At 69.5% G+C, this 13,147-nt stretch carries 10 protein-coding genes; 7 read left to right on the top strand and 3 right to left on the bottom strand.

From position 1 onward, the window contains the following. Position 1: 1 nt before the first annotated feature. Positions 2-310, top strand: a complete 309-nt coding sequence (locus L1Z78_RS09330) for a hypothetical protein (protein ID WP_234641234.1) — start codon at positions 2-4, stop codon at positions 308-310. Here the strand turns inward: L1Z78_RS09330 and L1Z78_RS09335 are convergent. Next, on the bottom strand, positions 274-2,280 hold the full coding sequence (locus tag L1Z78_RS09335) for a peptidase U32 family protein (RefSeq protein WP_234641235.1): 2,007 nt from the start codon (positions 2,278-2,280) through the stop codon (positions 274-276). The genes L1Z78_RS09330 and L1Z78_RS09335 overlap by 37 nt on opposite strands. A gap of 382 nt (positions 2,281-2,662) precedes the next feature. On the opposite strand from L1Z78_RS09335, the gene L1Z78_RS09340 reads away from it, so the two are divergent. From L1Z78_RS09340 to L1Z78_RS09355, 4 genes are all read left to right on the top strand, one after another. Next, a complete protein-coding gene (locus L1Z78_RS09340; protein ID WP_234641236.1) occupies positions 2,663-3,919 on the top strand; it encodes a branched-chain amino acid ABC transporter substrate-binding protein in 1,257 nt (418 codons plus the stop codon). Continuing rightward, entirely contained in the window at positions 3,916-5,283 is a 1,368-nt protein-coding gene (tadA, locus tag L1Z78_RS09345; RefSeq protein ID WP_418921684.1) for a tRNA adenosine(34) deaminase TadA, read from the top strand. Before L1Z78_RS09340 ends, tadA begins: the two co-directional genes overlap by 4 nt. Before the next feature lie 269 nt (positions 5,284-5,552). Continuing rightward, entirely contained in the window at positions 5,553-6,545 is a 993-nt protein-coding gene (locus L1Z78_RS09350; protein WP_234641237.1) for an LD-carboxypeptidase, read from the top strand. A 19-nt stretch (positions 6,546-6,564) separates the two neighbouring features. Next, positions 6,565-7,305, top strand: coding sequence for a sterol desaturase family protein (locus L1Z78_RS09355; RefSeq protein WP_234641238.1), 741 nt, complete (start codon positions 6,565-6,567; stop codon positions 7,303-7,305). Between the two features lie 156 nt (positions 7,306-7,461). Here L1Z78_RS09355 and L1Z78_RS09360 read toward each other — a convergent pair whose 3' ends face one another. Then, positions 7,462-7,842: a hypothetical protein gene (locus L1Z78_RS09360; protein WP_234641239.1), complete on the bottom strand. Its 381-nt coding sequence runs from the start codon at positions 7,840-7,842 to the stop codon at positions 7,462-7,464. Positions 7,843-7,998: 156 nt separating this feature from the next. Between L1Z78_RS09360 and L1Z78_RS09365 the strand changes: the two genes are divergently transcribed. Beyond that, entirely contained in the window at positions 7,999-10,548 is a 2,550-nt protein-coding gene (locus L1Z78_RS09365) for a penicillin acylase family protein (RefSeq protein WP_234641240.1), read from the top strand. A gap of 40 nt (positions 10,549-10,588) precedes the next feature. On the opposite strand, the gene L1Z78_RS09370 is transcribed toward L1Z78_RS09365, so the two are convergent. Further along, positions 10,589-11,584 (bottom strand): alpha/beta fold hydrolase, encoded by a 996-nt coding sequence (locus L1Z78_RS09370; RefSeq protein ID WP_234641241.1) that lies wholly within the window; start codon positions 11,582-11,584, stop codon positions 10,589-10,591. Between the two features lie 202 nt (positions 11,585-11,786). Here L1Z78_RS09370 and L1Z78_RS09375 point away from each other — a divergent pair, with 202 nt between their 5' ends. Further along, entirely contained in the window at positions 11,787-13,115 is a 1,329-nt protein-coding gene (locus L1Z78_RS09375; RefSeq protein ID WP_234641242.1) for an ABC transporter substrate-binding protein, read from the top strand. The last annotated feature ends 32 nt before the right edge of the window (positions 13,116-13,147 follow it).

Raw genomic sequence — 13,147 nt, forward strand, 5'->3', positions numbered from 1 at the left:
GATGGCCGCAGACCTCGAAGAACTGGCCGCCGCCATCCTGTGCGAACTGGCGGCCGAGTCCCGCCCCATGTCCTTGCCTCGCCTCGGCAAGCGCCTGGGGCAGGGCGCCAGCGTGCTGATGCGCTGCCTGGCGCTGATGGGTGACGCATCCATCGCGGGCGTGCCGGGGCCGGGGTGGGTGAGGCTGGCGCAGGACGGGCTCTGGGTCGTGGAGCTGACCGAGGCGGGGCGGGAGCAGGCGCGCAGCCTGTGCCGGCCCACGCCTGGCGATCCTCAGGCCGATGCCGAGGGCACGGGCCGCGTGCGGTAGAACTGCATCGGGAATTCCTGCATTTCCTTGGCGTGCTGGTTGATCACCGAGCGCTTCATCTTGCCCACCACGTGCATCTCGCAGGGCTTGCAGTCGAAGCGCAGCGTGAGCTTTTCCTTGCCGTTGATCAGCTGCAGCGGCTCGGCCTTGATCGTGCCCTTGACGCCGATCACGCCCTTGGCCTGCTTGGGGCACAGGCTCATGGAAAAGCGCACGCAGTGCTTGGTGATCATCAGGCTGACTTCGCCTTCCTCTTCCTTGCTCTCGTAGGCCGCATCGATGACCTTGACGCCGTGCTTGACGTAGAAGTCATGCGCCTTCTGGTTGAAGACGTTGGCCAGGTAGGTCAGCGTGTCCTCGGGGAAGGGCACGGGCGGCTGCACGGGCAGGGCGCGCGGCAGGCGCACGAAGCCGGCCTCGCGCGCGGCCTCCAGGGCCGCCACGGCATCGCGGCGCAGCTGGTTCAGGGCCGAGGCGGGCACGAACCAGGGCTGGCTCAGCTGCAGGCTGATGTCGTGCACGGCGAAGACGGTGGCGCCGAAGCGGCCCAGTTGCTCGCGCAGCGTGGCCTCGGCGCGTGCCGCGTCGGTGGCGGCCTGGTGTTCCTGCGCAATGGCGGCGCTGGCGGTGAAGCCGTCCTCGTCGGTCAACGTCAGAGAGAAGCCTTGCGGGGTTTCCTTGAACTCGGCCCACAGGGCCATGCGGCGGTCGCTGGATTTCTTGTCCAGCGTGCGCACCCAGTCCATGTCGCGGTTGCGGTTGATCTCCAGGCCCTTGCGCAGGTCCTTGAAGCCGGCGACCGGGTCCTTGGGGAAGACGCGCCACAGCGATTTCTTCGCATCCACGGACTCGGCGCGGTTGATCTGCATGCCCACCAGTTCCTTTTGCAGGTCGTAGTAGCACAGGCCGTCGCCGTTGTGCAGCACGGTATCGCGGCTGGACAGTTCGAGCTCGACGAAGTTCTCGCCGACCTTGGTCACCCAGCCGATGGCGCGGCCCGGCGTCTTGGGCGTGTCGAAGGCGCCGATGTCGTCCTGGCGGCCATTGACGAAGTAGTCGGTGAACTCGCGGTTGAAGTTCTGGTCCGGGTCGGGCGTGAAGCTGAACGTGGTGCTGCCCGAGGACGAGCGCGCCAGCGGGGCATCGGAGAATTCGCGCTCCTCGATGATCTCGTCGAGCAGCTTGCGGTAGTGGGCCGTGATGTTCTTCACGTAGCCCATGTCCTTGTAGCGGCCCTCGATCTTGAAGCTGCGCACGCCGGCGTCGATCAGGGCACGCAGGTTGTCGCTCTGGTTGTTGTCCTTCATGGACAGCACATGCTTTTCGTGGGCGATGATGCGGCCGTTCGCGTCCAGCACCTCGTAGGGCAGGCGGCAGGCCTGGTTGCAGTCGCCGCGGTTGGCGCTGCGGCCCGTATGGGCGTGGGTGATGTAGCACTGGCCCGAGTAGGCCACGCACAGCGCGCCGTGCACGAAGAATTCGATGGTGGTGCGGGCGGGGTCGGTGGCGGCGCGCACGGCGGCGATCTGCCCCAGGTCCAGTTCGCGGGCGACCACGATCTGCGACAGGCCGGCATCCTGCAGGAAGCGCGCCTTCTCGGGCGTGCGGATATCGGTCTGCGTGCTGGCGTGCAGCTGGATGGGGGGCAGGTCCAGCTCCAGCAGGCCCATGTCCTGGATGATCAGTGCATCGGCGCCGGCCTCGTAGATCTGCCAGGCCATCTTGCGTGCGGCTTCGAGTTCATCGTCGCGCAGGATGGTGTTGAGCGTGATGAAGATGCGGCTGTTGAAGCGGTGGGCGTGGCGGATCAGGCGCTCCAGATCGCGCAGGTCGTTGCCTGCCGTGGCGCGGGCGCCGAAGGCCGGGCCGCCGATGTAGACGGCGTCGGCACCGTGGTTGACGGCCTCGATGCCGATGTCCGCATCGCGCGCGGGAGACAGGAGTTCGAGCTGGTGGGGCAGGAGGGACATGGGGCTGGTGGTGTTCTGTGGTCGTACCCGCGCCGGACGGGGGCGCCGGAGTCGGGTGCAATGCGGGGGAACTGGCCTGGCAATGCCTCGCAGCCCGCTTGCGTCGTGGGGCAGCATTATCGCCGCTGCCCCGCGAACAGGTGTGTCAGGGGGTATGGCCCCGATGCCCCGGCTTGCCGCGCCGGCATTTGCCTATCCATTAGGATGCGCACTGCATGGGCCATGCCGCCACGCCGGCCCCCCGGCCCGTGCCTGTGTCCGCCTTCTGCCCGGCACGCGCTTGGCGCCGGGCCGGCGCTCCGGTCGCGGCAAGGCCGCGCCACGCGGGCCACGCAAGCCGCAGCGCCTGTTTCATTGAATGATCATTTTTCTGGGAGTTGCCATGCACGCCTTGATTCGCCATTTCCCGTGGGCCGGTCCGGCCCTGCTGTGCGCCATGCTGGGCAGCGGCCCCGCCGGGGCGCAGCCGGGAAGCGGCCAGGCGAGCGGCCCCGCCAGCGCACCGGCGGCTGCTGCGGCGAACGCGCCAGCGCACGTCCCGAACGGCCAAAGTGGCCCGAATGGCCCGGCCGATGCGCCGCTCGTGGTGCGCATCGCCCACGCGGGCCCGGTCTCCGGCCCCATCGCCATCCTGGGCAAGGATGAGGAGAACGGCGTGCGCATGGCCCTGGATGAGCTCAATGCCCGGGGGCTGGAGATCGGCGGGCGCAAGCTGCGCTGGAAGCTGGAAGCCGGCGACGACGGTGGCGATCCCGGCCAGGCGGTGGCGCTGGCCCGGCGCCTGTGCGACAAGAAGGTCGCGGCCGTGGTCGGCCACCTTCAATCGGGCACCACCCTGCCTGCGATCCCCATCTACCATGAATGCGGCACCGTCGTGGTCACGCCCGCCGCCAGCAATCCCGCCATCACCCAGTCGGGCTATGACACCACCTACCGCGTGATCGCCGACGACCGCGCCATGGTCGATGCGCTGGTCGCGCATGCGGTGGGAAAGCTGGGCGTCAAGCGCGCGGCCATCATCGACGACCGCACTGCCTATGGCCAGGGTGTCGTGGCGCTGTTCGAGGCGGCAGCCCGCGAGCAGGGCATCGAGATCGTGGACAAGCAATACACCAGCGACAAGGCCACCGATTTCGTTCCCATCCTCACGGCCATCAAGGGCAAGAAGCCCGATGCCGTCTTCTTCGGGGGCCTGGATGCCCAGGCCGGGCCCATGCTGCGCCAGATGGCGCAACTGGCCATGGACAAAGTGCGTTTCCTGGGCGGCGACGGCCAGTGCACGCCGCGCCTGCCCGAACAGGCCGGCAACGCGCCCACCCTGCGCAACGTGACCTGTGCCGTGGGCGGCAGCCCGCTGGAGCGCATGCCGGGCGGCGTGGCGTGGAAGCAGCGCTATGACCAGCGCTTTCCGGGCCAGTACCAGGTCTTCAGCCCCTATGCCTATGACGCCACCATGGTGCTGGCCCAGGCCATGGTGCGCGCCGAGTCCATCCGGCCCGACGCCTACATCCCCTATCTGCGCCAGATCCAGCACGAGGGCGTGACGGCGGCCATCTCCTTCACGCCCCAGGGGGAGTTGCAGGCACCTGCCGTCACGCTCTTCCACTATGAGCAAGGCGTGCGCAAGCCGCTGCCGTGATCCGCGCATCCGCCCCCCGCCCGCAGGCCGAGGACGAGGCCTGGATGCGCGTGGCCCTGGAGCTGGCGCAGGCGGCCGCCGAGGCGGGCGAGGTGCCCGTGGGCGCCATCGTCGTCAAGGATGGGGCCATCGTCGGCCGGGGCCGCAATGCCCCCGTGGCCCAGGGCGACCCCACGGCCCATGCCGAGGTACTGGCGCTGCGTGACGCGGCCGCGCGGCTGGGCAACTACCGGCTGGACGATTGCACGCTCTATGTGACCCTGGAGCCCTGCACCATGTGCAGTGGCGCCATGCTGCACGCGCGCCTGGGCCGCGTGGTCTACGGCGCGGCCGAGCCGCGCACGGGGGCTGCCGGCTCGGTGCTGGATGTATTCGGCCTGCCGCAGATCAACCACCACACCCGCGTGACGCATGGTGTGCTGGGTGACGAATGCGCGGCCCTGATGTCGGGCTTCTTCCGCGCCCGGCGTGGCGAGCAGCGCGCCGCCCAGCCCCATCCACTCAAGGACACGGCGCTGCGCCACCCTGATGCGTCCTTCCAGGACTTTGCCGCGCCGCACTGGCGCAGTGACCTGCCGGCGCTGGCGGGCCTGCGCATGGCCGTGGTCGATGAAGGCCCGCGCGACGCGCCGCTGGCCTGGCTGTGCCTGCACGGCAGCCCCTCGTGGAGCCGGCTGTTCCAGCCCATGCTGGCGGGCTGGCTGGCGGCGGGGCACCGCGTGGTCGCACCCGACCTGCCGGGCTTCGGTCGCAGCGACCAGCCCAAGAAGGAGAGGGCGCACAGCGCGCCCTGGCATGTGCAGCTGCTGTGTGAACTGGTGCAGGCGCTGGATGTGCAGCGCATCGTGCTGGTGGGCCATGACGATGGCGCGCACCTGGGCCTGGCGGTGGCGCAGGCCCTGCCCGAGCGCTTCGTCGGTGCCTGGCTCATGAATGCCTGGCCTGGCGGTCCTGTGCCGTGGCCATATGCCCAATGGTTTGCGCAGGCTGCGCGCAAGCCGTCCTGGCCCGTGGCGCGGGCCATGTGCGAGGCTGGCGCCGAGGCAGCGCCGCAGGCACGGGCCTGGGACCTGCCGTTTTCGCGGCCCGGCCACCGCGCGGCGCTCCAGGCCTGGCCCCGCGTGCAGGCCGGGCTGCCGCCGCTGCCCACCGCGCTGCTGGCGCACTGGAGCGACCACCATCGCCTGTGGGTGCAGGGGGGCGGACATGACCCGCTGCTGCCCGCCGATGCATGGCGCCAGGCCTGGCAACAGGCACTGCCGTCATTGAAGGAAGGGCAGCTGCGGCTATCCCCGTGCGGCCATTGGGTTCCACCGCAGGCGGCGGGCATGGTGGCCGGCGCTGTGGAATACTTCCGACCGTAGGCCTGCACCGCATGACCCTTGCAGGGGGTGCGCCAGCCAGGCCCTGTCTTCACTCCCTTTGCAATACGGAGCATGCTGGCGGTCGCCGGCATGGAACCCTCTTGGCCCCATCGCGTACATCCCGCAAACCGGCAGCAGTGGCTGCCGCCCCCGCATCGACAGACCAGGCGCATGGACATGTGCATGCCGCTGACGGCAACTGCTGCGCGCATGGCCATGAAGGCCAGGCCCACGATCACGACCATGGTCACGGTCATGGATCCGACCATGTGCACGCTGCCGATGGCAGCTGCTGCGGCCATTCGCATGACCAGGGTCCGCGCCACATCTACATCTACTCGCCCGCAGGGGCCGTGCGTGACAAGGCCGGCTTCAGGCGCGCCGTGCGCCGCCTGGAGGCCATGGGCCACCAGGTCGAGATCGACGCCGACGCCTTGAGCAGCCACCAGCGCTTCGCGGGCGACGACGCCACGCGCCTGGCGGCCATCCACCGCGCGGCGGCCAGCGGTGCCGATCTGGCACTGCCCACGCGCGGCGGCTACGGGCTCACGCGCATCCTGCCGCAGATCAGGTACGAGGCCGTGGCCAAGGCCGTCGGGGGTGGCACGCGCTTCGTGGGCCTGAGCGACTTCACGGCCTTCTCGCTGGCCCTGCTGGCCAAGACCGGCGCCACCACCTGGGCCGGCCCGCTGCTGGTCCACGACTTCGGCCGCGCCGACGCCGAGGGCGGCGTGGACGACATCATGCTGGACTGCTTCAACGACCTGCTCAGCGGCCAGGGCGAGGGCGCGGGCTGGCAGATGCCCAGGATCGGCCTGCTGCCGGACGGCAAGCCCGCGGTCAAGGACTTCTACATCAGCGGCGGCGCCACGCTGTGGGGGGGCAACCTGGCCGTGCTGGTCTCGCTGCTGGGCACCCCCTATTTTCCGCAGATCGAGGGCGGCATCCTGTTCCTGGAGGACGTGGGCGAGCATCCCTACCGCATCGAGCGCATGCTGACCCAGCTGCTGCACGCCGGCGTGCTGGCCCGGCAAAAGGCCATCATCTTCGGCCAGTTCAGCGAGTTCAAGCTCAGCTCCCACGACAAGGGCTTCAAGCTGCAGACCGTCATCGACTGGCTGCGCGGCCAGGTCAAGGCGCCCGTGCTGCAGGGCCTGCCCTATGGCCATGTGCCGACCAAGGTGGTGCTGCCCGTGGGCGCGCCCGTGTCGCTGTCGGTCGAGGGCCGCGACGCGCTGATCTACTGGGGCCACGTGCACTGAGGCCGGGGGAACGCAGGACATGTGGGAGTTCGCGGCCTATCCGCTGCTGGCGCTGATGTTCGTGGGCATCTTCACGCGCGAGGTGATCGCACCGGCCTCGCGCAACCACTGCGACCGGCGCTGGCTGCTCCTGTCCACGCTGCTGGGCCTGGGCACCCTGGCCACCACCTTGGCTGTCGGCCACCTGTTCTCCGACACCATACGCCGCCATGCCCTGTTCGACGTGGGCGGGCGCTGGCCCGCCTGGGCCGTGGGCGGACTGAGCTTCCTGCTGACCAGCTTCGTCTTCTACTGGTGGCACCGCGCCACGCACCGCTCCGACACGCTGTGGCGCATGTTCCACCAGTTGCACCACAGCGCGCCGCGCGTGGAGGCGCTCACGGCCTTCTTCGCCCATCCCATGGACACGGCGGCGGCCGTGCTGCTGAGCGCGCTGTCCAGCTACTGGGTCCTGGGCGCCAGCCCGCTGGCGGCGGCCTTCGCCATCGGCCTGACGGGCGCCTTCGACCTGTTCCTGCATGCCGACATCCGTACGCCGCGCTGGGTGGGCTGGATCATCCAGCGGCCCGAGATGCACACCGTGCACCATCAGTACGGCCACCATGCGCAGAACTATGGATTGCCCATCTGGGACCTGCTGTTCGGCACCTGGGCCAATCCTGCCGAGCGCGTGCAGCGGCTGGGCTTTGACGACGACAAGGCCGAGCGCGTGACCGACATGCTGCGCTGGCAGGATGTGCATAAACAGAACTCCCCCTGAGGCGCTGCGCGCCTTCCCCCTCTCTACTTGCTTCGCAAGGGAGGGGGACGACGCCCTCGCCGCGAGGCGGCTCTTGCTCGGCGTCCCTGATTTTAGGGTGCGCCGGTTTTGGGTGCTGTGCCCTGTGCCTGCGGGGCGTTGTCCGGCTTGCTGGCGCTATTCGAGATAGCGGCCGTTTTCCTTGCGGCGGGCGCGCATGCCGGTGCGCAGGAAGAGCACGGTGCCGCCTTGTTCGGCCAGGGGCGCGCGCATGTCGCCGGACAGGTGGGTGTCCAGGCGCCGAGGCAGGTGCTCCAGCAGGGACTGGATGGCGGCCAGGTCGGCGTCGGCCGCTTCAGGGTGGTCGTGCACGAAGCCTTCCAGATAGGCGCGCGCGTCGGCTTCCAGTTGCTCGCGCGTGGTGGCAAGGGAGACATAGCTGACACCGGCCTGGCCCGGTGCCTCGGTTCCCAGCAGGTAGCAGCCGATGTAGTCACCGCGGGGCTGGCCCACGGGCGGGTCCTGGCTGAGCTTTTTCAAGAGGCTGAAAGGCCACATTCCTCGTTCTTCCGGTCTGGTGCCCTGCATCCATTTGCGCGGGGCGGGGGCTGATTGTCGCCGCAAGCCGCAGCGTGAGGAATGTGAGCGGTGGCCCCGCGCATATGCTACAAACTGCAACACAACGAACAAGCAATGCAGAGGGCGGGGAAAAGAATGGGAATCATGCGAATCCTGAACTCGCGGTGGTGGACCGTGGCAGCCGTCGGCGCCGTCGGCACGGCCTTGCTGGCTGGCAGTGCGCTGGCCATCTATGCCGTGCGCGTGCAGCCGGCGCTGGATGGGCAACTGACGCTGGCGGGCCTGGAGCAACCCGTGCGCGTGCGGCGCGACGACGCCGACATCACCCATATCAGCGCCTATTCGCCGCAGGACCTGTGGCGTGCCCTGGGCCATGTGCATGCGCAGGAGCGCGGCTGGCAACTGGAATTCAACCGCCGCCTGATGCACGGCACGCTGTCCGAGATCCTCGGGCCCGCCACGCTGGATACCGACAAGCTCATGCGTGCGCTGGACATCCGTGGCGCGGCCCGGCGCCAGTACGCCTCGCTGTCGGCCAGCGCGCGCGAGGCACTGCAGGCCTACAGCGAAGGCATTGCCGCCTTCTATGCCGCGCTGCCCATGCGCCACCATCCGCTGGGCCCCGAGTTCATGCTGCTCGATACCGTGCCGGGTGGGGGTGACAACTCGGCCTGGGCGCCCGAGGACAGCGTGGGCTGGGCGCTGATGATGGCCCTGGACCTGGGTGGAAACTGGGGCAACGAGTTCGCGCGGCTGGCCATGCTGTCGCGGCTGGACACGCAGCAGCTGTGGCAACTCATGCCAGCCTATCCCGGGGAGGCGCCGGCCACGGCCACCGACCTGGCGGCGCTCTACCGGGGCCTGGGCGTGTACCGCAAGGACGCGCAGGCACAGGCCGCTTCCGGCATGCCCGTGCAGGCCATGGCCGCCGCGGATGATCTGGACGATGCCTGGTCCCGCTGGTCCCGCGACATGGTGCGCGATGCGGGCACCAATGATGGCAAGGGCAGCAACAACTGGGTGCTGTCGGGCAGCCGCACGGCCAGCGGCAAGCCCTTGCTGGCCAACGATCCCCACCTGGGCCTGAGCGCGCCCGCCATCTGGTACTACGCACGCCTGCAATCGCCCGCGGGCCAGGCGCAGGATGGAACACCGCTGTCGCCCATCGATGTGGTGGGCGCCACCCTGCCGGGCCTGCCCTTCGTGGTGCTGGGGCGCACGCGCGAAGTGGCCTGGGGCTTCACCAACACCAATCCCGATGTGCAGGACCTGTACCTGGAGCAGATCGACCCTGCCGACGCGGGACGCTATCGCACGCCCGAGGGCTGGCAGGCCTTCGCCGTGCGCAGCGAGCGCATCAAGGTCAAGGGCCGGCCCGATGTGCAGCTCACGCTGCGCAGCACGCGCCACGGTCCGGTGATCAGCGACGTGCAGCCGCAATACGAGTCCGTGCTGGACAAGCGCCGCTACGCGGTGGCGTTGCGCTGGGCGGCCCTGGACACCGACAACCTCACCGTGCAGGCCGGCCTGCGCGCCAACGAGGCGCGTACCGTGGCCCAGCTGTTCGAGGCCTTTGCCGACTACCACTCGCCCATGCAGAGCATCGTCGCCGCCGACGTGCACGGCGCCATGGGTTTCAAGGCCGCGGGCCGGGTGCCGCTGCGTGCGGCGGACAACGACCTGCGCGGCGTGGCGCCGGCCCCTGGCTGGGATGCGCGCTACGACTGGCAGGGTTGGTTGCCCTACGACCAGACACCCCAGGACGACGGTGCGGCGCGGGGATTCGTGGCCACGGCCAACCAGCGTGTCACCGCGCCGGACTATGCCCACTTTCTCACCCAGGACTGGAGCCTGCCCTACCGCCACCAGCGCATCACGGACCTGATCGAGGCCAGGCCGCGCCATGACGTGGCCAGCATGGCCGCGATACAGAATGACCAGACGTCACTGGCCGCCCGCGCCCTGCTGGTGCCCTTGCTCAAGGCCCTGGATGAGGCCCCGGCCTCGCATCCCCTGGCCGCCCAGGCGCGCCAGGTGCTGGCCCGGTTCGACGGCCACATGCACGCCGGGCAGGCCGCGCCGCTGATCTTCGCGGCCTGGGTGGATGAACTCACGCGCGGCCTGGTGATCCCCCGCATCGGCACGCAAGTCTTTGCCGCCACCTATGGCAAGCGGGACTACCGCGCGGGCATCGAAGGCATCCTGGAGCGCCGCGACGCATGGTGGTGTGCGCCCCAGGGCTGTGCGGCGCAGGTCGGCCAGGCGATGGACCGGGCGCTGGCGCGCCTGCAGGCCGGGCAGGGCGGTGACATGGGGCGCTGGGCCTGGGGCCGGGCGCATCCGGCGCTCAGCAGCCACCGGCCGCTGGGCGCGGTGGCACTGCTGTCGGGCGTGTTCAATGTCAGCGTGCCCTCGGGAGGGGACAGCTACACGGTCAACGTCGGCCAGTACCTGCCGGGCGATGCCGCCGCGCCTTTCGCCAACCGCCATGCGGCCTCGCTGCGCGCCATCTACGACCTGGCCGATCCCGAGCGCTCGCTGTTCATCTACCAGACCGGCCAGAGCGGCCTGGCGCTGTCCAGCCGCTATGCGGACATGTCGGCCGAATGGGCAGGCGGCCGCTACCGGCCGCTGCAGATGGCGCCGGCGCGCTGGCGCCATTCGATGATGCTGCGCCCGCAGTGAGGGCCCGCGCCGGCGGCTCCAGACTGCCTGTCGATACCGGTCAGACCGTGAGAAAACCTTCGATCAGCCCGGCCACGGCGGCCGGCTGATCGTGGTGCAGCATGTGGCCCGCATCCTGGACCACGGCGGTGCGGCAGTCGGGGATCTGGCGGATGCGCTCATGGTATTCGGCCAGCGTATAGCGCTCCTTCCACCACATGCCCAGGCTGTCGTCGCTGGCCTCCACGGCCAGCACGGGCGCCGTGATGGCGGCGTACAGGGCCAGCATCTCGTCCACGCGGAACAGCTGGGCGCTGACCAGCTTGTGCGCCGTGTCGCCCAGGATCTCCCAGCGGCCTTCGGCGTTGGGCGCCGCCCAGTGGTGGGCCAGCCACAGGGCCTTGTCCCGAGGCAGGCGGCGGTTGGTCTTCATGAGCCGCTGGGCCACTTCCTGCACGCCGGCATAGCTCTTGAGCGTCAGTTCGCCGCTGCGCAGCTGGCGCAGCTCATCCATCCACTGCGCATAGCGCCTGGGCGCCTGCGCGGGCCGGGTGGCAGGCATGCCGAAGCCTTCGAGGTTGACCAGTCGGCGTATGCGCTGCGGTCGTGCTCCCGCATACATCATGGCCACATTGCCGCCCATGCTGTGACCCACCAGGTCCACGGGCGTGTCCCCGACCAGGGTGTCCAGCAGATGGTCCAGGTCACCCAGGTAGTCGGCGAAGTCGTGGCGGTCGCAGGGCCCCGCAGGACGGCTCAGCCCGAAGCCGCGCCAGTCGGCCGCGATGATCCGCCGGCCCGCCATGAAGGCGTCGCCAAAGGCATCGACCACGAACTGATAGGAGGCCGCGACATCCATCCAGCCATGGGCCAGCACCAGCGGCGCCAGCGTCGGGTCGCCATCGACGGGACCCCATTCGCGCACGTGGTACTCCAGGGTCCGCACGGGCACCATGCGTGAACGCCAGGGGCGGATGGGGACATAGATGGGCGCTTCGTCGGCGGCCGCGGCAGAAGAGGCAGTGCGAGATGGGGAGGAAGAGGGGGCTTGCAGCATGCCGTCGATTATTCCGTTTTGCTGCTGTGCAGCAGTCAGGGGCGGGACAGCGGCGGGCGCGGGATTTCCCTGTGGATGCGGACCCGGACGGGTTAACCCGCCCACCGCCACCGCTGATGCGCGGCATCAGAAACAATGATTGGCGCGCCTGCCACCGGCTGCCTACAGTGGACTCGCACGACAACGACCCAAGGAGACAGCAATGCAGCAAGGCAGATGGCTGGGCGCCGCGATGGCGGCGGGATTGTGGGGCGCCGCGCTGGCGGCCCAGGCCGGCACGGTGACGGTGCTGACCTCGTTTCCCAAGGAGCTGACCACGGCCTACCAGAAGGCCTTCGAGGCGGCCAACCCGGGCGTGAAGGTCGAGATCCTGAACAAGAACACCACGGCTGCCGTGGCCTATGTGCGCGAGCTGCCCGAGGGCCAGCGGCCCGACATCATGTGGGCCAGCGCGCCCGATGCCTTCGAGGTGCTGGCGCGCAACAAGCTGCTGGCGGCGGCGCCGGAGACGCGCAATCCGGCCGCACCCGCCAGGATCGGCAACTACCCGCTCAACGACCCGCAAGGCCTGTACTACGGCCAGGCGCTGGCCGGCTACGGCATCATGTGGAACACGCGCTACCTGAAGGCGCACAAGCTGGCCGCGCCCAGGGAGTGGAGCGACCTGACGCGGCCCGAGTACTTCGGCCACATCGCCATTTCCTCGCCGTCGCGATCGGGCACCACGCAGCTGACGGTGGAGACCATCCTGCAGGGCGAGGGCTGGGACAAGGGCTGGCGCCAGCTGCTGTCCATGATGGGCAATGCCGCCGCCGTGACGGACCGCAGCTTCGCCGTTCCCGACGGCGTGAACAACGGCCAGTACGGCATCGGCATCGTGATCGACTTCTTCGGGCTGGCGGGCAAGTACTCGGGCTTTCCCGTGGACTTCGCCTACCCGGCGATGACGGCCGTGGTGCCGGCCAACATCGCGCTGATCGCGGGCGCCAGGAACGCCGACGAAGCGAAGAAGTTCATGGCCTTCACCATGTCGGTGCCGGGCCAGCAGCTGCTGTTCGATCCCAAGATCAGCCGCCTGCCCATCCTGCCCTACAGCCAGCTCAAGGCGCCGGCCGGCTACCCGGTGCCGCAGGAGGTGGCGCAGCGCGCCAAGGTGCAGTTCGACGCCAATCTGTCGGAGTCGCGCTATGCGGTGGTGATCAGCCTGTTCGACCAGATGGTGACCTTCCGCCTCAAGGAGCTGCAGGCGGCCACGCGCGCCATCCAGGAGGCCCAGAAAGCCTTGCAGGCCAAACCCCATGCCAGGGGGCAGGAACTGCTGGCCCAGGCGCGCGACATCGCCTATTCGCCGCTGGTGGGCGAGGCCAATGTCCGGGACGAACAGTTCCTGGAGCTGTTCCGCAAGAGCCGCCGCGACGTGGCCGTGTCCAAGGAACTGACGGGCCTGGAGCAGATGTGGGCCGACAAGGCGCGCGCCAACTATGAGCGCGCGGGCAAGCTGGCCGCCGAGGCGCGCGCACTGGCCAAGTAGGCGCAGCCGGTCGGCGGAGCGGGGCGTGTTCC

It is taken from the genome of Delftia tsuruhatensis (genome assembly GCF_903815225.1).
In the GTDB taxonomy this organism is placed as follows: Bacteria; Pseudomonadota; Gammaproteobacteria; order Burkholderiales; family Burkholderiaceae_C; genus Comamonas; species Comamonas tsuruhatensis_A.